We start from the raw sequence: 21,712 nt of genomic DNA, 5'->3' as shown, positions 1-21,712 counted from the left end.
CTTGTTAAAGAGCGTTTAGTTAAGAGCCTTTCGTCTCAACCGAGGCGCGCATTCTACGCTTTCCTCATTTGCTGTCAAGCGTTTATTTTGAAGTTTTTTACTACCGCTTTCTTTCGAAAGCCAACAACTTCAAACACTTACCGCTTGCCCCGAAGCGTTCAACGCTGCGAGGAGGCGAATAATACGCGCTTTGAAATCAGAGTCAACACCTTGATCTGAAAAAACTTTCCGCGTGTGTTTTACCCCCACCTGGCAACTAATGAAAGCGCCACGGATCTGTAGAGAAACACCCCCACGGAGCGTAGCGGCCATGAGCGATGCGCAAAGCGAGAAAACCCCGGGCCTGTCTGCAGATGAAGAGCAGGAGGTCAGCCACAACCAGCCGCCGCGGGCGGCAGTGCTGCACGAGATGATCCGCTACCAGGGCGATCAGGAACTGGAACGTACCCTCGCCGCGTTGTGGTGGTCGGCACTGGCCGCCGGCCTGTCCATGGGGCTGTCGTTGATGGCCATGGGGCTGTTCTACGCTCGCCTGCCGGAAGGAGAAAGTGCCCAGGTGGTCGCCAGCATCGGCTACAGCGCCGGCTTCCTCGCCGTGATCCTGGCGCGCCAGCAACTGTTTACCGAGAACACCCTCACCGCCGTGCTGCCCGTCATGACCTCCCCCACCCTGGCCAACTTCGGTCGCCTGCTGCGCCTGTGGGGTGTGGTGTTGCTCGGCAACCTGGCCGGCACCCTGCTAGTGGCCTGGGTCATGCTGGAGCTGCCGATATTCGACAGCAAGACGGACGTGGCTTTTCTGGAGGTTGGCCGCAAGGTCATGAAGAACGACCTGAGCCAGATGTTCGCCAAAGGCATCGTGTCGGGCTGGATGATCGCCACCATGGTCTGGATGATCCCGTCCATGGAGCACGCCAAGGTCTGGATCATCCTGATGATCACCTACCTGATGGCCCTCGGCGACTTCACCCATATAGTGGTGGGTTCCGTCGAAGTGTCCTATCTGGTGTGGGCCGGCGAAGAAACCTGGCGCAGCTTCTGGCTGGAATTCGCCTTGCCGACCCTGACAGGCAACATTATTGGTGGCAGCTTCATCTTCGCCCTGATCAGCCATGCCCAGGTACGCAGCGACAGTGGCAAGCCACCCTCGCAACTGCTGAAAGAAGACCAAGCCCTGCGCCGGCGCAGCAAGGATGACCACAACTGAATCTCAGCGTGCCGCCATCGTGCGCTCTTTGGCATGGCCCCGCTGACGCACAGGCCGTGGCTGCCACCAGTTCTGCCCGGCATGCGGTGAGTCAAGGCTGACCCGTTCGCCCATCTGCGGCGTGCTCAAGCGCACCTGGGCCTGGTTGGCCAGCGTCAGTATGCGCTCGAAAGGCTCCTGCCAGCCGTGGGTAGACAGGTCGAACGTACCGTTGTGAATCGGCAGCATCCAGCGCCCGCGCAAATCCAGGTGGGCCTGCAGGCTCTGCTCCGGCTGCATGTGTACGTTGGGCCAGGCGACGTTGTAGGCGCCGGTTTCGATCAAGGTCAGGTCGAACGGCCCGAAACGCTCGCCTATCTGCTTGAAACCGTCGAAATACCCGGTATCGCCACTGAAGAACACCCGCACATCGTCATCGATGATCACCCAGGACGCCCACAGCGTCCGGTTGCTGTCCAGCAGCCCGCGCCCGGAAAAGTGCTGTGCCGGGGTGGCGACAAATCGCACGCCCTCCACCTCGCTTTCCTGCCACCAGTCCAGTTGGCGCACCTTCGCCGGCGCCACGCCCCAGTTCATAAGTAGGTCGCCCACGCCCAGTGGGGCCAGGAATACCCCGGTGCGTGGCGCCAGCTGGCGAATCGCCTGCTCGTCGAGGTGGTCGAAATGATCGTGCGACAGTACCACCGCAGCCAGTGGCGGCAACTGGTCCAGCGCCAGCGGTGGCGCATGGAAGCGCAGCGGCCCCGCCCACTGCACCGGCGAGGCGCGCTCGGCGAACACCGGGTCGGTAATAAAGAAGCGCCCGCGCAGCTTGAGCAATACTGTGGAATGGCCCAGGCGCCACACGCTGTGATCAGGGGCGTCGAGCACCTGCTCGCGGGTCATGGGCTGGAGGCTGATCGGGGTGGCCGGCCGGGTTTGCGGGGGCTTGCGCACGAACAGGTACTTGAGCCCGATGCGCAGCTTTTTCAGCACCCCATCCTGCGGCAACGATGCCTGGTTGTGAAAACGCCCATCCCGCTGTGGCGCCGGCTCGCCGGCTGCGTTGGCCAAAGGGATCATCAGCAACACTCCGAGCAACAGGAAAGCCTTCATGTTACCCCACAGTGATCAGATCAACCGTGAATTGGCTTGTAAGGTCATTTTTCGCCGATGAAACACTGTTCAACAATATTCATGCGCGTTATGCGATAAACGGTACCCCGGTAGAATAGCGATGAACACGATGGACAACCGCAGCGGCAAAGGCCTTTCATTCGTCAAGCGCATCTATCTGCCGCGTGTCATCGGCCTGGGCATCGGTCTGTTCAGTGTCATGGCGGCCATTGCGCCGCTGTCTCCCCCCACCTGGGCATGGCTGCTGGTGCTGTTCAACGGGTTGCTGTGGCCGCACATGGCCTACCTGTGGGCAAGCCGCTCGGCGATGCCCTACCAGGCAGAACAGCGCAACCTGCTGCTGGACTCGCTGATGGGCGGGTTCTGGACTGCCGCCATGCATTTCAATCCGCTCCCCAGCGTGACGGTCCTTTCCATGATGACCATGAACAACGTCGCAGCCGGCGGCAAGCGCATGGTCTTTCGTGGGCTGCTGGCCCAGTTGGCCGGCATGCTTGTCTCCATCCTGCTGCTTGGCCCCGGCCTGCAGCTGACCGCCACCCCCCTGCAGGTGTACGCCTGCCTGCCAATGCTGACGCTGTACCCGCTGGCCCTGGGCTGGGTGTGCTACCAGTTGGCGATCAAACTGGCTGACCACAAGCGCCGGCTGAGCGCCCTGAGCCTCACCGACAGCCTGACCGGGCTGCTCAACCATGGCGCGTGGAAAGACCTGCTACTGCTGAAGTTCCAGGGCTGTAAACAACAGCAGGGGCACGCGGTCATCGCCCTGATCGACATCGACCATTTCAAGACCATCAACGATACCTTCGGCCACGTGGTCGGCGACTGTGTGCTGCGCCAGCTGAGCGCAGAGCTGCGCCGTAATCTGCGCGAAGGCGACCAGGCCGGGCGTTATGGCGGCGACGAGTTTTGTGTGATGCTGCCAGACACCAGTGAGGCCCAGGCTTGCCAGGCCATGGAGCGCCTGCGCGAACGGGTCGCCAACTACCGCAACCCACAGTTGCCGCACCTGCGCATCAGCCTGAGCATCGGCCTGTCACCCTTCGAAGCCACCCTGGAGTCACCCGAGCACTGGCTCGACCAGGCAGACAAGGCGCTTTACACCGCCAAGCACGCAGGCCGCGACCAGGTCAATTTTGCCCGTGGCGAGGCTTCTACGCTCAAGCTGGCCTATCCTGATTGAACCTCCTTCCTGACTGCCTGGCGGGAGGCTGCTTGAAGGAGCCGCTAACGCATGGCCAGGACTGCCAAACTCCAACCCGCCAGCCCCACACCGCGCTTTCAGGTGCGCCGCCTGATTGCCGGTTTCAGTGCAGTTTTCGGCCTGGCCTGCCTGGTTACGCTGGGCGCACTGTTCAACATCGCCGCCACCCTTGATCACCAGGAGCGTCAGCGTAGCGCCTTCCATGCGAACCAGGCCCTGGAGCAGCGACTGATCGCCTCGCGCCAGTTCTTGTCCAGCTATGCCGTGTGGGATGCTGCCTTCGAACACCTGGCGGGCCAGGTAGACTGGAAATGGGCCTATGAAGAAAAGAACGTAGGCGAGTCGCTGTACAGCGCCAGCGGCTACGAAGGGGTGTTCGTTGTAGAGGACAGCCGCACCACCTACGCGCTATTCAAGGGACAGCCCAGCCAGGCAGGCGCCAACACCTATATAGACGCGCCCCTGCAGCCGATCATCGACCAGGCCCGCGCCGCGGCCGTACCACGGGAACAGACCACCCGTTACGTGCTGTTCAACGGCTGGCCGGCCGTGCTGACTGCCGCCGCTGTGCGACCGGATCGCGATGTCACCGACAGTGAGGTACGCAAGGCCCCGGTGATGCTGTTCATCGACCAGCTCACCGAAGACAAGCTGACGCGGCTGGGCACCGGTGCCGGCCTTACCGGCATGCATGTGGACAAGGACAACAGGGGTGAGCATGGCCACTTGCGCATCGAACTGGGCGATACCGGCTACCACCTGGCCTGGAACAGCCCGCTACCGGGGCGCCAGCTGCTGTGGGCCGTCTTGCCGCCACTGGTAGGCGCGCTGCTGATGCTTGGCTTGATCATGCTGTACCTGTTTCGTCTCACCCTGCGCAGCTCGCGGGCAATCGGCCTTACACTCACTCACCTGCAACAGAGCAACCAGGCGCTGGAAGCCAGCGAGCAGCGTTTTCGCGCAGTGGCCGAATCGGCATCCGACTGGATCTGGGAAACCGACCGGCAACAACGCCTGACCTACCTGTCGCAACGCTTTGCCAACGTCACCGGCTACCCCGTGGACGACTGGCTGGGCCAACCGCTCAACCAGTTGCTGGCCTGCGATACCACCCCGCTCTCGCCTTGGCTGGACGCCCTGACCAGCGCCGACCCACAACAGTTGGCCAATTTGCGCTGTACCTACCGCGACCAGAATGGCCAAAACCGCTACTGCAGGATTTCGGCCCGCGCCATCTGGTATGACGACAAGCCCAGCGGTTTTCGCGGCACCGCCAGCGACATCACCGACGAAGTCGACGCCCACGCGCGCATTCAGCACCTGTCATTGCACGACCCACTGACCGGCCTGGCCAACCGCAACAAGCTCGCCAGGCACCTGGAGCAAGCCCTGCTGCGTGGCACCGACTCGCCACCCTTGAGCCTGCTGCTGCTGGACCTCGACAACTTCAAACCGATCAACGACTCGCTCGGCCATGCTGCCGGGGATGCCGTGCTGCAAGAGGTGGCGACGCGGCTGCGCGATACCACCCGCGACGGTGACCTGGTAGCGCGTCTGGGCGGCGACGAGTTCATCCTGGTGCTAAGCGGCATGGACAACCGCAACGAAATCGACCGCTTCTGCGCGCGCCTGATCAGCCTGCTGCAACAACCCATCACCTTCGACAGCCAACCCCTGCATGTCGGTGCCAGTGTTGGCGTCGCCCAAACCCGCACCCAGGGTTTCGATGCGGGCGAATTGATCCGCTGCGCCGACATTGCCCTGTACCAGGCCAAAGCCGATGGCAAGAATACCTGGCGTTACTTCGCTGCCGAGATGAACCAGCAGATCCAGTACCGCCGCCAGTTGGAAAACGACCTGCGCCGGGCCCTGCGCAACCAAGAGTTCGAACTGCATTATCAGCCGCGCTACCGCCTCAGCGACCGACGCATCGTAGCGGTCGAAGCCTTGCTGCGCTGGCAGCACCCGCAGGAAGGGTTGCTGGGGCCGGACACGTTCATCCCGCTGGCCGAGCAAAGCGACATCATCGTCGCACTGGGCCGCTGGGTGCTACGCGAGGCTTGCCGCACAGCCCATGACTGGCCAGCCGACATTCTGGTTTCGGTGAATCTGTCGCCCGCGCAGTTCCTGCGCAGCGACGTGGTAGCCGACGTGCGTGAAATCCTGCTGGAAACCGCCTTCCCGGCCCAGCGCCTGGAGCTGGAAATTACCGAGAACGTGATGCTCAACGACATCGAAGGCGCGCTGGGCACCATGCTGTCGCTCAAGGAGCTGGGCGTGCGCCTGAACATGGATGATTTCGGCACGGGTTACTCATCGCTGGGCTACCTGCGTACCTACCCGTTCGACAGCATCAAGATAGACAAGCGCTTCATCAGTGGCCTGAACAACAACGGCGGCAGCGACCGCGCGGTGGTTCAGGCCATCATCAACCTGGGCGAAGCGATGGGGTTGACGGTGACTGCCGAAGGCGTCGAAAGCGAACAGCAGCTCAAAGCATTGGAGAAGGACCGCTGCCACGAAGTACAGGGCTATTTCATGAGCCGACCGCTAGACAGTGCCGGGCTGGAGGCGTTGTTGCACCAAACATCCCAAAGCAGCACACAGCCTCTGTAGGCGCGGGTTTACCCGCGAACACCGGCAACGCCGGTGCCATGCACCGCATCGGATTCTTCGCCGGCAAGTCAGCTCCTGCTGGAGGCATCAGGGCTGTTGCAGGCTGCGCTCGGCCACGATCTCTGGCAGGTCCTGGCGGCGCAGGTAAGCACGCAGCGGCTCACCAATATTCAAGCGGTCATCCACATGCTGCTCCAGCAACAGCGCCAGCCGTTCACGACACAACGCCATGCGCAGCCCTTGCTCAGGTCGCCAGACAAACTCGTTGCACGGGGTAATGCTGTCGTCGGCCACGTCCATGCCGAACGAATCCTCGGAAAAACGCACAATATGGACACCGCGCTTGCCATGAAAACCGACAAAGCCCTTGAGCTGGTCGGCAGCGTTGCAGATGTCCTGGGAAGTGATGGCCATGACGTAACCTCGCAATGATATCGGAAGATACGCACGCCTGGCGGGGGAACGGTCGCCTCTACCGGGCAACTCGCAAGCCGCAGCCTAACGCAGGTGCGCATGAACGCGCCATGGTTTTCAGCGCTCACCGTTTACCGCATCGACCTGAGAGCGCAACAGCTCCGCCAGCCACTGCATGAAGGCCTGGACCCGGCGGGGCACATGCCGCTGCCGTGCATACAACAAAGAGACAGGCATAGCCGGGGCCTGCCAGTTTTCGAGCACCGAAACCAGTTCACCTCGCCGCAGGTACTCGTCAACACCTACCGCCGGCACCTGGATCAGCCCCAGCCCGGCTAGGCAAGCCGCCGAATAGGCCTCGGCATTGTTGACCGTGACCCCACCGGCCATGGCCTGGTACTGCAGTTCACCGCCTTGCACGTATTCGAAACCGGCACTGCGTGCGCCCAAGGTGCGTACGTAATGCACCAACTGGTGCCCGGCCAGGTCTTGCAAGGTACGCGGCATGCCATAACGGGCCAGGTAGGCAGGGCTGGCACAGTTACGCATGCTCAATTGCCCGACCGGCCGTGCCACCACGTCCAGGTCATGCAAGGCGCCAATACGCATCACGCAATCGAACCCTTCGCGCAGCAGGTCAACCTGGCGGTCGGTGCAACTAAGCTCCACTTCCAGCTGCGGAAAACGCTGCATGAAAATCGGCAGCGCCGGGATGATGACCCGACGGGCCATCATGGTCGGCAGGTCGATGCGCAGTCGCCCGGCCAGCTCGGCATCATCGGCACGGAACAGGCTCTCGATCTCGTCCATGCCCGATAGCAGGTCCTTGCTACGCTCGTACAACAAGGCGCCATCCTGGGTTGCCTGCACACGCCGGGTGGTGCGGTTGAACAACTGTGTGCCCAGCAAGCGTTCCAGCGCCCTCACCTGCTCCGACACGGTCGACCGTGGCAACCCCAGGCGCTCGGCGGCCAAGGTGAAACTGTTGACCTCACACACCCGCACAAAGGTGCGCAATAACTCAAGCTTGTTCACTGCGGGCCTCGACTATCCGGTTTTTGCGAACAGTATTTCCGTTTTTGCAGGATTTAACAGCCAGACAGCGACCAATAACCTGTCCTCATCCACCCACCATGAGGTTTTCACCATGACCCGCAAAATTGCCCTGATCACTGGCGCCAGCCGCGGCCTCGGTCGCAATGCTGCCGAACACCTGGCTGCACGCGGTATCGATGTCATCGGCACTTACCACAGCAAGGCGGACGAAGCCCACGCGGTGGTCGCACGGCTGGAACAGGCCGGGGTCAAGGCCGCCATGCTTCAACTGGACGTCAGCGACAGCAGCAGTTTTGCCAGTTTCGCCGAGCGTTTGGGCGTGACCCTGCAGCAGCACTTTGGCCGCGAGCGTTTCGACTTCCTGGTAAACAATGCCGGGATCGGGCTGAATGTGCCGTACGTGGATACCACCGAGGCGCAGTTCGACCAGTTGCTGAACATTCAACTGAAAGGGCCGTTCTTCCTCACCCAGCGTCTGCTGCCACTGCTGGTCGACAATGGCCGCATCATCAACATTTCCACCGGTCTGGCGCGCTTTGCGCTGCCAGGGTATGCCGCCTATGCCGCGATGAAGGGTGCAATGGAAGTGCTGACCCGCTACCAGGCCAAGGAACTGGGTGCGCGTGGCATCCGCGTGAACATTCTGGCACCGGGGGCAATCGAGACGGATTTTGGCGGCGGGGTGGTGCGGGATAACCAGCAGGTGAATGCCTTCATTGCCGGCAACACGGCGTTGGGGCGCGTGGGCTTGCCAGATGACATCGGGGCGGCCATTGCGCTGTTGCTGGAAGACGGTAATGGCTGGATTACCGGGCAGCGGCTGGAGGTGTCGGGCGGGATGTTCCTCTGAGCCCGCCAGTTTGGGGCCACACAGTGGCCCCGCTTTCACTGCTCATGCACCTGCACACTGGCCGTCATCCCCGCACTCAGGGTTACCCCTTCCGGCACCTGGTCCAGGCGAATCCTTACCGGTATGCGCTGGGCCAGGCGCACCCAGTTGAAGGTAGGCTCCACTTCCGGCAGCAGTTGGCTGTCCGGGTTGCTGTTGCGGTCGGTAATACCGCGGCTGATGCTCTCCACATTCCCTTGCATCGGCTCACCCGCCCCCATCAGCCAGACTTTCACGGTATCCCCCACACGAATACGTGGCAGCTTGGTTTCCTCGAAGTACGCCTGGATATAGAAGGTTGAATCATCCACCAGGGCCATGACCGCTTCCCCGGTGTTCACATAGTTGCCTTCGGCCAGACGCAGGTTGGTGATATGCCCGCTGCGCGGCGCCCGCACTTCACTGCGCGCAAGGTTGATCCTGGCCACCTGCAACTGCGCCTCGGCTTCGTGCAACTCGCCACGGGCGATGGCCGCATTGATCTGGGCGTTTTCACGCAACTCGGCACTGATCGCCTCGGGCCCCAAGGCCGTGCGCCGGGCGGCTTCGCGCTCGCGCAGGCGCAACTGCTGGGCGCGGGTCTCGGTCACGGCGCTGGCCTGGTCGAACGCGGCCTGGAAGCGCTCGCGGTCGATACTCATCAACAGGTCGCCCGCCTTGACCTGCTGGTTGTCATGGACCTTGAGCCCGCGTACCCAGCCGGACACGTCAGGCGCAATCACCACCACATCGGCGCGCACACGGGCGTCGCGGGTCCAGGGGGTAAGCATGTAGTACTGCCACAGCTGGTAGCCGGCCAACACGGCCAAGGCCACCACACACAGCGTCACCAAGGTACGTATGGCCGCACGCATCGAAACACTCCTTCATAAAGGCCCCAGCAGGCGTACCACCAGGAACAACACACAAACGAACAGCGCCGCATCAAACAGCGCCTCATGCCAGATCCAGCGCCCCAGCGGCGTGGCCTGCACCACCAGGCGCAACAGGCCGGTGAGCAGCAACGCCAGCAACACATAAAGCAGAAACGGGCTGAGCAGCACGCCGCCCACTTCCCATTCACGCAACCCCATGGGCTTCCTCCTGCCAGCGGCACCACTTGCCCCAGCTTTTTTGCAGTTGCAGCACCGCACCTTCAGCCAGCCGCAGCGGGTCGCTGGCAGGCAGCCGGCGCAGGGCCGCGATGAATTGCTCACTGGCGGTGTCCAGACGCTGCCCGCGCCCGGCGGCAGGCCCTTTGGCCAGTACCGCCTCCACCTGTTGCAGGTACTCGCGCTCGGCACGCCCCAAGGGGGCCTGGGCGACCGCCAGGCACATGCGCAGGTGTACCAGCTCATCACCAATGTCCAGCCCATGCAGGCCGTCGTCCCAACGCTTGCGCTCGTCTTCCGGTAGTTCACTGGCATGCCGCGCCAGTTGCATCAGGCGGTCAGCCATCCGCCCGCCAAACCAGCTGTCGGCCCCACGCAGGTCGCGCCGGGTCAGGCGCACCAGGTCGCTCTGGGTGGCTGCGCGCAGTCGCCGGCCCAGCCAGGCCGGGTGGCGGAACACCAGCAAACGGAAGGCCATGACCGCTGCAGACACCCCCACCAACATGGCCAACGCACTGTTCAGCATGGACGCCACACCGAACTGCATGGCGTTGAGCGGCGACACCAACACGATGAAGTGCAGGCAATAGGAGGTGGCCGTGGCCCCGGTACGGGGGTGGGCCATGCCCAGCGCACCCAGAAACAGCGGCACACCCATGGCAAGGCACAGCATGGCGAAGCTGCTCCATTGCGGCAGCACAATTTGCCCGACCAGAAACGCAGCAGGTATGGCCAGGAAAATCCCGCGCAAAAAACTCAAGCCAATCTGCGCGCCGTTCTCACGGCTGGCGAACAGGCTACAGACTACGCAGGTCAGCACCAGGCCACCCGGCGCCGAAGGCCAGGCCGTGGCCAGCCAGAACCCGCTCATAACCAGAAAGGCCAGCGCACTGCGCGAACCAAACAGCAAGGCCAGCGACCAGTCGCGGTGCGCAGCCAGGCCTTGGGACACATCCTTGGGCGCCCTGCCCGCTTCCACATCCTCCAGCGCCTGGCCGGCAGCCATGGCGTAATCCAGCAGCAGGGCCATGCGCGCCAGGCAGAAGTGCTCCGCCGAACTGATCTGCTCATCGTGGGCGGCATCCCAGATACGTTGGCGCAGCAGTAACAAGCCAGGCTTGTCGGGTTTGCCCAACAGTGTGCGCACGTCGTGCAACCAGGGCGCCAGGTGCTCAGCCTCCCGCTCATCCAGTTGCCGCCACTGACGGCGCACCGAACGGGAGATGCGCAACAGCACCATCAGCTTCTGGCTGAGCCCACGAATGGCACGGGCACGCTGCCGGCCACGGTTGCCTTCGAACCAGGCATGTTCGCGCTGGCTGTCGATGGCCACGATACGCCCCAGGCTCTCCAGCAAGCCTTTGCGCGCCTCGTCCTCGCCACCCAGCATGGCACTGGCGGCTTGCAGACCGTTCTGCCAGGCCTGTCGGGCCTGCCCGCCCAGTTGCTGTTCCACACGCATGGGCCAGAGCAAGGCACTGCTGGCGGTGGCGCAGAAAATGCCCAGGCAGATCTCGGTGCAGCGCGCCACCGCCTGGTCGAACACCTGCAGCGGGTGGTCGATGGCCGGCAAGGCGATGATGGCGGCGGTGTAGCCGGCCAGCACGAAGGCATAGGCCCAGGCGCTACGCAGCTGGGTAGAGGCGGCGGTGCACAGGGCCAGCCAAAGGGCCAGGGTGAGCAGAAACAAACCTGGGGTCTGCGAAAACAGGCCAATGAACAGCACCGACATGACGGTGCCAACCAAGGTACCCGCCAGCCGCGCCAGGCCCTTCTGCACCACCATGCCCGACAGCGGCTGGGCGACGATGAAAGCGGTCATCAGTGCCCATGCCGGTTGCTCCAGGCCCCAACGCATCGCCAGCCACAACGCCAGGCCACCCCCGAGCAGGGTCTTGATGGCGAACTTGAGGGCGAGGCTGCTGGGGGCGAACAGGGCCTGGAGGGTAATGGGCACGAAGCGGACCTTGCGGGGATGGTCTTGTAGAAAAGATAGACAATGGGGAGAAGGATAAAGTGGAAATGAATAATTAGCTAGCTAATCATCTTTGTCGCCATGCAACCAAAGCACAAATCCCAGGCAAAAAAAATGGGCGACCGAAGTCGCCCTAAATGCCTTGCGTGCTCGTGTACCCGGAAGGTCAGCGCGGCTTGCGCTTGTTCGAGTCCTTCCAGATGAAAATGCCCAGACCGGCAAAGAAGGCAAACATCAACCCGACCGTTACCACACCGGCGATAACCACGTTGTCGAAAAACATGCTGGCCTCCCCATTCGTTTGCCGTTGTCCGATGGGTGCAAGGTAACCAATGTGGCGGGGGGGAAAATTGATCGGGATCAATGGTGCCCGAGGCCGGGCACGCGAGGCGGGTGCAGGGTTGACCTGCGTCAAATTTCAGCGCTTCTTCGGCTTGCTCTTGGGTTTCTTTTTCTTGGTGCTGTTCAGCGGCAGGGCCTGCTCGAACGCGTTGCGCATGTCGTTCAGGCGCTTTTCCTTGAGGTCGTGGACGCGCTTGGCGCGTTCGGCATCGAAATCGATGAGGTTGTCTTGGCTCATGGGTGGGCTCGACGATCAACTGAGACTTGCATGATGAGGCCAGCCGCAGGTGCTGACCAGCCCCCTGTCAGACTTCGATGTCCACCAGCAGCCCCTGGCGTACGTGTTCGCCCATCAACGGGGCCACCGGCACGGTGTTGTCGGCGTTGACCTCATCACCGGGCATGGCACTGTAGCGTTCCTGATCGCCCTTCTGCCTGCGTTGCTGCTGGCGACGCTGCTCATCGCGCAGCAACAGTGCCTGCTCTTGCGGGTCACGCTGGTGCTTGAGGTCGATGGCACTTTCGCCGGACGCAGGCTGCGTCGGCACCACCGGTTTGATGTCGGGGGTGGGTTTGACCGGGTCCTGTTGCGAGGTCACCGGGGCGGCACTGAGCGGAATGATCGGCGGCAGCATGGACGTTCTCCTGTGCCCCTGTATCGGCAGGTGCGGGTTTACCTTGAAGTCATGGACAACATTTACTCGGTTTCGTCGTCAGGCTCGTCGTCATCTGGCGGGCTGGCTTCGCTCCAGGGCCGCTTGTAAACCTGCTGCCAGACTGCGTCCATATGGTCGCGCAATACCTGCGGCGCGGTTTTCAGCGAGGCACTGTCCTCGCGCTCGCCACCGACCGGTTCCTCGCCCGCCGGGGTGATCAGCGACTGGCCGGTAATGGTGTAGCTGGCCTGCCCTTCGCGCATCTCGATGGCGATGTCGTGCGGGTCGATACCGCCGCCACAGAAGGCATGACTGGCCACCGTCACCTCGGCGACACCGTCCTTGTTCAAGTCGCTGACATCACTGACGTCGGTGTAGAAGTCCACGTCCAGGTCCAGCCCCGGGCAGGTGGTTTCCTGTTCGATCTGCCAACGCGCCTTGAATGCATCGCTTTCGGCAGTGCGCCCGTACAAGGTGGCCTTGAGTACCACCTTGTCCACTTCCTGTTCGCTTTCCGGGTCACTGGCCTGGCCATCGCTGCGGCTCAGTACCAGCAGGCCTTCACCGTCGCGGTCACGGTAGTGCACGCTCTTGATCGGTGTCTGGACGCCCAGCACTTCAAGCTGTTCCATCGGAATGGGTGGCAAGGTCTCGAAATTCTTCTGCTCGCAGGCACTCAGCAGCAGCAGGCTGCCCACGGCCATGGAAGCGCTCATCCAGCGGTGCTTGGCAGACATATAGAAGCGGTGCCCTCGTCGGCTGCACAGTGCGAGGCGATGAAACAGCTAGACTGACTTACTTCCTGTTGTCGTTCGGCACCTTTCGGTGCGTTCGCACTTTGGTCTGACCGGCCGATCCGTTAACATAATCGGCTTTTTCATCGCGGGAGTTCAGGCAGTATGGCGCAGCAGTATCAACCGGGGCAACGCTGGATCAGCGACAGCGAAGCCGAGCTCGGCCTGGGTACCATCCTGGCGCAGGATGGCCGCCTGTTGACCGTGCTTTACCCGGCCACTGGCGACACCCGCCAGTATTCCCTGCGCAATGCGCCGCTGACCCGCGTGCGTTTCTCGCCCGGTGACCAGATCACCCACTTCGAGGGCTGGAAGCTGACCGTGCGCGAGGTCGAGGACATCGACGGGCTCATGGTGTACCACGGCCTGGACGGGCAGAACCAGCCGCGTACCCTGCCAGAAACCCAGCTGTCGAACTTCATCCAGTTCCGCTTGGCCAGCGACCGCCTGTTCGCCGGGCAGATCGACCCACTGTCGTGGTTCAGCCTGCGTTACAACACCCTGCAGCACACCAGCAAGCAGATGCAGTCGGCACTGTGGGGCCTGGGCGGCTGCCGCGCGCAACCGATCGCCCACCAATTGCACATCGCCCGCGAAGTCGCCGACCGCAGCGCCCCGCGCGTATTGCTGGCCGACGAAGTGGGCCTGGGCAAAACCATCGAGGCTGGTCTGGTGATTCACCGCCAGTTGCTGTCGGGCCGTGCCAGCCGCGTACTGATCCTGGTACCGGAAAACCTCCAGCACCAGTGGTTGGTGGAAATGCGCCGCCGCTTCAACCTGCAGGTAGCCCTGTTCGACGCTGAACGCTTCATCGAGAGCGACGCCAGCAACCCGTTCGAGGACGCCCAGCTCGCGCTGGTTGCCCTGGAGTGGCTGGTCGACGACGAAAAAGCCCAGGATGCGCTGTTTGCTGCCGGCTGGGACCTGATGGTGGTCGACGAAGCGCACCACCTGGTCTGGCACGAAGATCAGGTCAGCGCCGAATATGGCCTGGTCGAGCAACTGGCCCAGGTGATCCCGGGCGTGCTGCTGCTCACCGCCACCCCAGAGCAGCTTGGCCAGGACAGCCACTTTGCCCGCTTGCGCCTGCTCGACCCCAACCGTTTCCACGACCTGGCCGCCTTCCGTGCCGAGAGCGAGCACTATCGCCCGGTCGCCGAGGCCGTACAGGAACTGCTCGACGAGGGCCGCCTGTCGCCCAAGGCGCACGCCACCATCCAGGGCTTCCTGGGTGCCGAAGGCGAAGCCCTGCTGGCCGCGGTCAACGATGGCGATACCCAGGCCAGTGCGCGCCTGATTCGCGAACTGCTTGACCGCCACGGCACTGGCCGCGTGCTGTTCCGCAACACGCGTGCCGCAATTCAGGGCTTCCCTGAGCGCCAGTTGCACCCCTACCCGCTCGCCACGCCCGAGCAATACCGCGACCTGCCGGCTGGCGAACACGCTGAGCTGTACCCGGAAGTGGCCTTCCAGGCCCAGGGTGAGGTAGCCGACGACGAACGCTGGTGGCGTTTCGATCCGCGCGTCGACTGGCTGATCGATACCCTGAAGATGCTCAAGCGCACCAAAGTGCTGGTGATCTGCGCCCACGCCGAAACCGCCATGGACCTGGAAGACGCCCTGCGCGTGCGCTCCGGCATCCCGGCGTCGGTGTTCCATGAAGGCATGAGCATTCTCGAACGCGACCGTGCCGCCGCCTACTTTGCCGACGAAGAATTCGGTGCGCAGGTGCTGATCTGCTCCGAGATCGGCAGCGAAGGCCGTAACTTCCAGTTCGCCCACCATCTGGTGATGTTCGACCTGCCAGCGCACCCCGACCTGCTCGAACAGCGCATCGGCCGCCTGGACCGGATCGGCCAGAAGCACACTATCCAGCTGCACATCCCGTACCTGCAGGACAGCCCGCAAGAGCGCCTGTTCCAGTGGTACCACGAAGGCCTCAACGCCTTCCTCAACACCTGCCCGACCGGCAACGCCCTGCAACACCAGTTTGGCCCGCGCCTGTTGCCGCTGCTCGAAGGTGGCGAGAGCAAGGCCTGGGATACGCTGGTGGCCGACGCCCGCAGCGAGCGCGAACGCCTGGAAGCCGAACTGCATACTGGCCGCGACCGCCTGCTGGAGCTCAACTCTGGCGGCGCTGGCGAGGGCCAGGCGCTGGTCGAGGCCATTCTTGAACAGGACGACCAGTTCGCCCTGCCGATCTACATGGAAACCCTGTTCGACGCCTTTGGCATCGACAGCGAAGACCATTCCGAGAATGCCCTGATCCTCAAGCCAAGCGAGAAGATGCTCGACGCCAGCTTCCCGCTGGGCGACGACGAAGGTGTGACCATCACCTACGACCGTGGCCAGGCGCTTTCGCGCGAGGACATGCAGTTCCTCACCTGGGAACACCCAATGGTGCAGGGCGGCATGGACCTGGTACTGTCCGGCTCGATGGGCAACACCGCCGTGGCGCTGATCAAGAACAAGGCGCTCAAACCGGGCACCGTGCTACTCGAACTGCTGTTCGTCAGCGAAGTGGTGGCTCCGCGCAGCCTGCAACTGGGCCGCTACCTGCCGCCGGCGGCACTGCGCTGCCTGCTCGACGCCAACGGCAACGACCTGGCATCGCGCGTGGCCTTCGAAACCCTCAACGACCAGCTCGAAAGCGTGCCACGCGCCAGCGCCAACAAGTTCGTCCAGGCCCAGCGCGATGTGCTGGCCAAGCGTATCAGTGGTGGTGAAGAGAAAATCTTGCCGACCCACATCGAGCGCGTCGCCGAAGCCCAACGCCGCCTGGCGGCAGAGGCCGACGAAGAGCTGGCCCGCCTGGTGGCACTGCAAGCGGTCAACCCGAGTGTGCGTGACAGCGAAATCAACGCCCTGCGCAAGCAGCGTGAAGATGGCCTGGCAATGCTGGAAAAGGCCGCCCTGCGCCTGGAAGCCATTCGCGTGCTGGTAGCGGGCTAAAACCCGGAGCTATTGGGGCCGCTTTGCGGCCCATCGCCGGCAAGCCAGCTCCCACAGGTACAGAGCAGATCTCAAGTTTTGCCTTGTACCTGTGGGAGCTGGCTTGCCGGCGATGGGCTGCGCAGCAGCCCTGATCTCACGAGCCCCCCGTATCACAGTCCAAACTCTATTATTCCTGGCTGCAATCACACTGATAACCAAATCATTGGAATCAATGTGCCATTAGTCAGGAAGGCTTAAATACTCCTTCCTATACTGCCTCTGGACAGTCTGCACAGGGTTGTAGCGCAGACGAGTGAAAACTCGATCAAGAGGCATTCCATGGAATGGCTAGGGCTGCAACTGTTCGCCGACTTGCCGGCAACCGGGCGTATCGTCATTGATTGCCGCCATGAACCGTTCCTGGTTCTGCTCGCCTACTTCGTTGCCTGCGCGGCCTGCTTCGCCACGCTCGACATGGCCGAGCGACAATCCCACAGCCCCGAACCCACTGCCCACCGCCAATGGAACATGCTCGGCGCGTGCTGCCTGGCCGGTGGCATCTGGGCCATGCACTTCATCAGCATGCTGGCGTTCCAGGCGCCGGTGGAAGTGCACTACGACGTTTCCCTGACCATTCTTTCGCTGCTCATCGCCCTGGGCGTAGCCTGGCTGGCCATGCACAGCCTGGAACGCACACAAATGCGCACGCATCACTTTGTGCAAAGCGCAGTGTTGATTGGCCTGGGCATCATTCTCATGCACTTTGTCGGCATGGCTGCCATGGAAACCGGCGCCGTGCAGTATTACCAGACCGGCCTGCTGCTGGCCTCTGGCGCCATTGCCCTGCTCACCAGTCTGGCCGCGTTGTGCCTGGCCCGTTACTTCCGTAATGGCAGCGGCACCCTGTACCAGGCCATGAAGTACGGCGCCAGCCTGCTGATGGCGGCCGGTATCGTCGCTACCCATTTCACCGCGATGTCGGCCATGACGCTGGTCATCCCGGCCGATACCGCCCTGCGCCTGCCTTCTGGCGACAACAGCCTGCAACTTGGGCTTGGCATCGGCTTCATCACCCTGCTCATCAGTGGTGCCAGTATCAGTGCCGCATTGGCCGACAAGAAGTTGCAGAGTAAAGAGCACGACCTGCGCCGGGTCAGCGTGCTACTCAGCCAGCTGGACCAGGCCCGCGCCTCGCTGCAACAAGCGGCGCATTACGATGCGCTCACCAATCTGGTCAACCGCCGTGGCTTCAACCAGGTGTTTGCCGAGCGGCTGGCCGAACACCAGGCCAGTGAAAGCCGCCTGGCAGTGATGTTCCTCGACATCGACCATTTCAAGCGCATCAACGACAGCCTCGGCCATGACGCCGGTGACGAGCTGCTCAAGGTGATCGCCAACCACATCAAGGCCGCCACCCGCAGCCAGGACCTGGTCGCGCGCTTCGGGGGCGACGAGTTCTGCATCGTCACCAGCCTCAATAACCGCGACGAAGCCCGCCATCTGGCCCAGCGCATCATGCAACGAATGAAAGAGCCCATCGACCTGGGTGGCCGGCGCATGGTCATGACCACCAGCATCGGTATCAGCATCTTCCCTGACGACGGCACCAGCGTCGAAGAGCTGCTCAAACATGCCGACCTGGCCCTGTATCAGTCAAAGGACAACGGGCGCAACAGCCTGAACTTCTTCAACGACAACTTGAAGACCCAGGCCACCATGGCATTGCAACTGGAAGAAGAACTGCGCATGGCCCTGCTCGAAGAACGCGGGCTTTGCGTCCATTACCAGCCCATCTTCGACATGCGCAGCGGGCTACTGGCCAAGCTGGAAGCCCTGGTGCGCTGGCAGCACCCGCAACATGGCCTGCTCGGCCCCGAACGCTTTATCGGCATTGCCGAAGCCAACGGCCTGATCATCGACCTCGACCTGTGGGTACTGCGCCACGCCTGCAGCGATCTGGCCCACCTGCAGCGCTATGGCTACGGCGACTTCAAGGTCACGGTCAACTGCTCGGCCGTGACCCTCAGCCATGACGAGCTACCCAACGAAGTGGAGAAAGCACTGTTTCACGCCGGGCTCTGCGCCCGGCAACTCGAGCTGGAAGTGACCGAGAACGCCCTCATGGGTGATCTCCAGCGCACGGTGAACCTGCTCAAGCGCGTTCGCGCCCTGGGTGTGGCGCTGTCGATCGACGACTTCGGCACCGGTTACTCGTCTCTGGCCTACCTCAAACGCCTGCCGCTGGATGTACTGAAGATCGACCGCACGTTCCTGCAGGATGTGCCGGGTAGCCAAAAAGATCGGGAAATCGTCCAGGCGATCATCGTCATGGCACACACGCTGCACTTGCAGGTGGTCAGTGAGGGCGTAGAGACCGCGGAGCAACAGGCGTTCCTCAAAGCCCACGGCTGCGACTATCTGCAGGGTTACCTGCTGGGTCGCCCGGTACCACTGGCCGAGCTGCGACCACTGCTGGAGCGGTTGCAGCGTCAGGAAGGCGTGCTCAACCCTTGTTACGGTAAAGTTCTACCAGGGTCGCCGGATCTTTTTGCAGGTAACCCTGGCTACCGTGCAGGCGCATCAATTGCGCGGCGAGGCCACTGAGCGGCGTCGCCGAACCCTGCTCGCGGGAGAATTTGACTGCGCCATCAAGGTCCTTGAGCAGCGTGCGCACATGCCACTTGATCGGCTCGAAGCGGCTTTCGGCCATTTGCGGCGCCAGGATCTGCAGGGGCTTGGAGTCAGCAAAGCCACCGGCCAACGCTTCGGCGATCAACGTCGCATTCACCCCGGACTGCTCGGCCAACGCCACGACTTCGGCAATGACCAAGGCGTTGCACGCCACGATCATCTGGTTACAAGCCTTGGTCACCTGGCCTGCGCCCACCGCCCCCATATGCGTCACCCGCTGGCCAAGTACCTGCAACACCGGCCGGGCACGCTCAAGGTCAACCGCCTCGCCACCGACCATGATCGCCAGGGTACCGGCTTCGGCACCGGGCGTGCCGCCGGACACCGGGGCATCCAGCCAGGCCATGCCACACAGTGCGGCCAGCTCGGCAGCCATTTCACGGGTGGCGGTGGGCTCCAGGCTGGAGAAATCGATCAGCAACTGGCCACTGCGTCCACCCTGGGCAATGCCGTGTTCGCCGAACACTACCTCGCGCACCACAGCCGTATCGGCCAGGCACAGCAGTACCATGTCGCTGCCCTGGCACAGTTCGGCAGGGCTGTTGGCCAGGCGCGCACCGGCCTCGACCAGCGCCGCACACTTGTCCGGGCTGCGGTTCCACACGGTCAGCGGGTATCCCGCTGCCAACAGGCGTCGGCACATGGGCAGGCCCATCAGGCCGATGCCGGCGAATCCAAGCGAAGGTAGTGCAGTGCTCATCAATGACTCCCGACTATTCGAATTGTTTTACAGGTTGGCAGAGGGGTAGACACATTACGCATCCCGTAAACTGTTACCGCCACGCCGAATTGTTACTTCCCTCTACTCGCCTTGAATGCTTTCAAGCACCAATAAGGGGCTGCTGCGCATTTTTGCGCACCAAAAACGATCACGCCACTTCCGGGCCCTTCACCTGAATCACGATGAACGGCGAAACCACTACCGCCCAGATCTCTGGATCGCGGCTTTGCAGGTCCAGCGCTTGTTCGGCCGACACCGGCCCAACAGTGCCATCACTACGCCACTTGGCGAAGATCTCGCTGCGATTCTCGGCCATCGCCTCGGCAACGGTGATCAGGTCCAGGCTGGGGTCGACCCAAATCAGGTCACCCTTGGCCCAGAAACGCTCCAGCGCTTTCCACTCGATGATTGCCGTCTCGCCAAGCAATTTGGCATAGAGGGTGCTTGTTTGATCAGTCATGGGTGGTATCCGCAAAAATCGGCCAATAAAAAAGGCCGGCATTTTTGCAGAAAAACCCGGTTTCAAATATGTAATTTGGTCGATTGACCCCGAAGTTGTGGGGTGGGGTCACAGATACAGGCAGTTTGATGGCGCCTTTCTGTATCTTTCTGTCGATCAAGCGACAACCCAGGAAACAGGCACTTTTCGACCGCTTTTCAAGCGCTCGAACAGCGCTCTACACTGTACCGGTACAGTTCCGGGACATGTTCCGGGGGAAGGTGGGCTTGCGCGTTGGCATGGCCACGCCGCAAATCCCGCCCGGTCTGTAGCCCTGGCCGCCAGGACTATAAGAATTACAACAGAATGAGTGGAGCACTATGATCAAGATTTCCAAGCTGTTCGCCGCAATGGTACTGGCCGGGGTAGCCAGCCATTCGTTTGCCGCCGATACCATCAAGATCGGGATTGCTGGCCCTAAAACCGGCCCTGTGACCCAGTACGGCGACATGCAGTTCATCGGCGCCAAGCAAGCCATCAAGGATATCAACGCCGCGGGCGGCGTCGATGGCAAGATGCTCGAAGCCAAGGAATACGACGACGCCTGCGACCCTAAACAGGCCGTGGCAGTCGCCAACAAAGTGGTCAACGACGGCGTCAAGTTCGTCATCGGCCACCTGTGCTCCAGCTCCACCCAGCCAGCGTCCGACATCTACGAAGACGAAGGCGTGATCATGATCACCCCGGCCGCCACCTCGCCGGAAATCACCGCCCGTGGCTACAAGCTGATCTTCCGCACCATCGGCCTGGACAGCGCCCAGGGCCCGGCTGCCGGCAACTACATCGCCGACCACGTCAAGCCGAAAGTGGTTGCAGTACTGCACGACAAGCAGCAGTACGGTGAAGGCATCGCCACCGCGGTCAAGCAAACCCTCGAGAAGAAAGGCACCAAGGTTGCCGTGTTCGAAGGCCTGAACGCCGGCGACAAGGACTTCTCCTCGATCATCCAGAAGCTCAAGCAGAACAACGTCGACTTCGTCTACTACGGCGGCTACCACCCAGAGCTGGGCCTGATCCTGCGCCAGGCGCAGGAAAAGGGCCTGAAAGCCAAGTTCATGGGCCCGGAAGGCGTGGGTAACGACTCCATCTCGCAGATCGCTCAAGGCGCCTCCGAAGGCCTGCTGGTCACCCTGCCGAAGTCGTTCGATGCCGACCCGGAGAACAAGAAGATCGTCGACGCCATCAAGGCTGACGGCAAGGACCCAAGCGGCCCGTTCGTGTTCCCTGCCTACTCGGCTGTCGAGCTGATCGCCCAGGGCATCAAGGCCGCCAAGTCCGAAGACACCGACAAGGTGGCCGCCGCCATCCACGCCGGCTCCTTCAAGACCCCGACCGGCACCCTGTCGTACGACGAGAAGGGCGACCTGAAAGACTTCAAATTCGTGGTCTACGAATGGCACTTCGGCAAGCCGAAGACCGAAGTCTCCCCTCAGTAACTGCGTGACTAATAGCTGACCGAAGAAGCCCACTGTGCGAGCAGTGGGCTTTGTTTTACGAGGTTCATGGG

At 62.4% G+C, this 21,712-nt stretch carries 19 protein-coding genes; 7 read left to right on the top strand and 12 right to left on the bottom strand.

The genetic code is table 11. The annotated features are described in order from the left end of the window. Positions 1-310 precede the first annotated feature (310 nt). Positions 311-1,207: a formate/nitrite transporter family protein gene (locus A0O30_RS06000; protein ID WP_105945884.1), complete on the top strand. Its 897-nt coding sequence runs from the start codon at positions 311-313 to the stop codon at positions 1,205-1,207. A 3-nt stretch (positions 1,208-1,210) separates the two neighbouring features. On the opposite strand, the gene A0O30_RS05995 is transcribed toward A0O30_RS06000, so the two are convergent. Further along, positions 1,211-2,302: an MBL fold metallo-hydrolase gene (locus tag A0O30_RS05995; protein ID WP_105945883.1), complete on the bottom strand. Its 1,092-nt coding sequence runs from the start codon at positions 2,300-2,302 to the stop codon at positions 1,211-1,213. Between the two features lie 130 nt (positions 2,303-2,432). Here A0O30_RS05995 and A0O30_RS05990 point away from each other — a divergent pair, with 130 nt between their 5' ends. Continuing rightward, positions 2,433-3,506: a diguanylate cyclase gene (locus A0O30_RS05990; RefSeq protein WP_105945882.1), complete on the top strand. Its 1,074-nt coding sequence runs from the start codon at positions 2,433-2,435 to the stop codon at positions 3,504-3,506. A 51-nt stretch (positions 3,507-3,557) separates the two neighbouring features. Further along, on the top strand, positions 3,558-6,143 hold the full coding sequence (locus A0O30_RS05985; RefSeq protein WP_105945881.1) for an EAL domain-containing protein: 2,586 nt from the start codon (positions 3,558-3,560) through the stop codon (positions 6,141-6,143). An 87-nt stretch (positions 6,144-6,230) separates the two neighbouring features. Here A0O30_RS05985 and A0O30_RS05980 read toward each other — a convergent pair whose 3' ends face one another. Continuing rightward, positions 6,231-6,557, bottom strand: a complete 327-nt coding sequence (locus A0O30_RS05980; protein ID WP_105945880.1) for a DUF2025 family protein — start codon at positions 6,555-6,557, stop codon at positions 6,231-6,233. Between the two features lie 117 nt (positions 6,558-6,674). Continuing rightward, entirely contained in the window at positions 6,675-7,592 is a 918-nt protein-coding gene (locus A0O30_RS05975; RefSeq protein WP_105945879.1) for a LysR family transcriptional regulator, read from the bottom strand. Positions 7,593-7,704: 112 nt separating this feature from the next. Between A0O30_RS05975 and A0O30_RS05970 the strand changes: the two genes are divergently transcribed. Then, entirely contained in the window at positions 7,705-8,463 is a 759-nt protein-coding gene (locus A0O30_RS05970; protein WP_105945878.1) for an SDR family NAD(P)-dependent oxidoreductase, read from the top strand. Positions 8,464-8,498: 35 nt separating this feature from the next. Here the strand turns inward: A0O30_RS05970 and A0O30_RS05965 are convergent, their stop codons facing one another. From A0O30_RS05965 to A0O30_RS05945, 7 genes are all read right to left on the bottom strand, one after another. Next, positions 8,499-9,356: an HlyD family secretion protein gene (locus A0O30_RS05965; protein WP_105945877.1), complete on the bottom strand. Its 858-nt coding sequence runs from the start codon at positions 9,354-9,356 to the stop codon at positions 8,499-8,501. Positions 9,357-9,368: 12 nt separating this feature from the next. Continuing rightward, positions 9,369-9,575, bottom strand: coding sequence for a DUF1656 domain-containing protein (locus tag A0O30_RS05960; protein WP_016713807.1), 207 nt, complete (start codon positions 9,573-9,575; stop codon positions 9,369-9,371). After that, complete coding sequence (locus tag A0O30_RS05955; protein ID WP_105945876.1) at positions 9,562-11,550, bottom strand: FUSC family protein; 1,989 nt, start codon at positions 11,548-11,550, stop codon at positions 9,562-9,564. The genes A0O30_RS05960 and A0O30_RS05955 overlap by 14 nt, the downstream gene beginning before the upstream one ends. A 184-nt stretch (positions 11,551-11,734) precedes the next feature. Further along, entirely contained in the window at positions 11,735-11,851 is a 117-nt protein-coding gene (gene ccoM, locus A0O30_RS28115; protein ID WP_008097462.1) for a cytochrome c oxidase subunit CcoM, read from the bottom strand. Between the two features lie 135 nt (positions 11,852-11,986). Beyond that, the gene (locus A0O30_RS27820) at positions 11,987-12,148 is read right to left on the bottom strand and encodes a hypothetical protein (protein WP_177410251.1); all 162 of its coding nucleotides are present in this window, start codon (positions 12,146-12,148) and stop codon (positions 11,987-11,989) included. A 67-nt stretch (positions 12,149-12,215) separates the two neighbouring features. Further along, a complete protein-coding gene (locus A0O30_RS05950) occupies positions 12,216-12,545 on the bottom strand; it encodes a hypothetical protein (RefSeq protein ID WP_016713804.1) in 330 nt (109 codons plus the stop codon). A gap of 62 nt (positions 12,546-12,607) precedes the next feature. Next, positions 12,608-13,303, bottom strand: coding sequence for a M949_RS01915 family surface polysaccharide biosynthesis protein (locus tag A0O30_RS05945; RefSeq protein ID WP_105945875.1), 696 nt, complete (start codon positions 13,301-13,303; stop codon positions 12,608-12,610). A 162-nt stretch (positions 13,304-13,465) separates the two neighbouring features. Between A0O30_RS05945 and rapA the strand changes: the two genes are divergently transcribed. Together rapA and A0O30_RS05935 are read left to right on the top strand one after the other, a co-directional pair. Further along, the gene (gene rapA, locus A0O30_RS05940) at positions 13,466-16,312 is read left to right on the top strand and encodes an RNA polymerase-associated protein RapA (protein ID WP_105945874.1); all 2,847 of its coding nucleotides are present in this window, start codon (positions 13,466-13,468) and stop codon (positions 16,310-16,312) included. Between the two features lie 321 nt (positions 16,313-16,633). Then, a complete protein-coding gene (locus A0O30_RS05935) occupies positions 16,634-18,898 on the top strand; it encodes a bifunctional diguanylate cyclase/phosphodiesterase (RefSeq protein ID WP_105945873.1) in 2,265 nt (754 codons plus the stop codon). Here the strand turns inward: A0O30_RS05935 and A0O30_RS05930 are convergent. Beyond that, entirely contained in the window at positions 18,798-19,685 is an 888-nt protein-coding gene (locus A0O30_RS05930; protein ID WP_105945872.1) for an NAD(P)-dependent oxidoreductase, read from the bottom strand. The genes A0O30_RS05935 and A0O30_RS05930 overlap by 101 nt on opposite strands. 169 nt (positions 19,686-19,854) lie before the next feature. After that, positions 19,855-20,166 (bottom strand): DUF2288 domain-containing protein, encoded by a 312-nt coding sequence (locus A0O30_RS05925; protein ID WP_016713799.1) that lies wholly within the window; start codon positions 20,164-20,166, stop codon positions 19,855-19,857. Between the two features lie 359 nt (positions 20,167-20,525). Between A0O30_RS05925 and A0O30_RS05915 the strand changes: the two genes are divergently transcribed. Beyond that, positions 20,526-21,641 carry a branched-chain amino acid ABC transporter substrate-binding protein gene (locus tag A0O30_RS05915; protein WP_105945871.1) on the top strand — a complete coding sequence of 372 codons (1,116 nt, stop codon included), beginning with the start codon at positions 20,526-20,528 and terminating at the stop codon, positions 21,639-21,641. Positions 21,642-21,712 lie beyond the last annotated feature (71 nt).

The sequence above is a fragment of the Pseudomonas sp. LLC-1 genome, from assembly GCF_002992185.1.
GTDB classification, from domain to species: Bacteria; Pseudomonadota; Gammaproteobacteria; order Pseudomonadales; family Pseudomonadaceae; genus Aquipseudomonas; species Aquipseudomonas monteilii.
The sequence above is the reverse complement of the archived record's forward strand: the minus strand, read 5'-3'. Positions and strand labels throughout refer to the sequence as shown.

Bases quoted from the DNA above. Each gene is read 5' to 3' on its own strand.
- A0O30_RS06000 (WP_105945884.1), top strand. From the start codon at position 311: ATGAGCGATGCGCAAAGCGAGAAAACCCCGGGCCTGTCTGCAGATGAA.
- A0O30_RS05995 (WP_105945883.1), bottom strand. From the start codon at position 2,302: ATGAAGGCTTTCCTGTTGCTCGGAGTGTTGCTGATGATCCCTTTGGCC.
- A0O30_RS05990 (WP_105945882.1), top strand. From the start codon at position 2,433: ATGGACAACCGCAGCGGCAAAGGCCTTTCATTCGTCAAGCGCATCTAT.
- A0O30_RS05985 (WP_105945881.1), top strand. From the start codon at position 3,558: ATGGCCAGGACTGCCAAACTCCAACCCGCCAGCCCCACACCGCGCTTT.
- A0O30_RS05980 (WP_105945880.1), bottom strand. From the start codon at position 6,557: ATGGCCATCACTTCCCAGGACATCTGCAACGCTGCCGACCAGCTCAAG.
- A0O30_RS05970 (WP_105945878.1), top strand. From the start codon at position 7,705: ATGACCCGCAAAATTGCCCTGATCACTGGCGCCAGCCGCGGCCTCGGT.
- A0O30_RS05965 (WP_105945877.1), bottom strand. From the start codon at position 9,356: ATGCGTGCGGCCATACGTACCTTGGTGACGCTGTGTGTGGTGGCCTTG.
- A0O30_RS05960 (WP_016713807.1), bottom strand. From the start codon at position 9,575: ATGGGGTTGCGTGAATGGGAAGTGGGCGGCGTGCTGCTCAGCCCGTTT.
- ccoM (WP_008097462.1), bottom strand. From the start codon at position 11,851: ATGTTTTTCGACAACGTGGTTATCGCCGGTGTGGTAACGGTCGGGTTG.
- A0O30_RS27820 (WP_177410251.1), bottom strand. From the start codon at position 12,148: ATGAGCCAAGACAACCTCATCGATTTCGATGCCGAACGCGCCAAGCGC.
- A0O30_RS05950 (WP_016713804.1), bottom strand. From the start codon at position 12,545: ATGCTGCCGCCGATCATTCCGCTCAGTGCCGCCCCGGTGACCTCGCAA.
- A0O30_RS05945 (WP_105945875.1), bottom strand. From the start codon at position 13,303: ATGTCTGCCAAGCACCGCTGGATGAGCGCTTCCATGGCCGTGGGCAGC.
- rapA (WP_105945874.1), top strand. From the start codon at position 13,466: ATGGCGCAGCAGTATCAACCGGGGCAACGCTGGATCAGCGACAGCGAA.
- A0O30_RS05935 (WP_105945873.1), top strand. From the start codon at position 16,634: ATGGAATGGCTAGGGCTGCAACTGTTCGCCGACTTGCCGGCAACCGGG.
- A0O30_RS05930 (WP_105945872.1), bottom strand. From the start codon at position 19,685: ATGAGCACTGCACTACCTTCGCTTGGATTCGCCGGCATCGGCCTGATG.
- A0O30_RS05925 (WP_016713799.1), bottom strand. From the start codon at position 20,166: ATGACTGATCAAACAAGCACCCTCTATGCCAAATTGCTTGGCGAGACG.
- A0O30_RS05915 (WP_105945871.1), top strand. From the start codon at position 20,526: ATGATCAAGATTTCCAAGCTGTTCGCCGCAATGGTACTGGCCGGGGTA.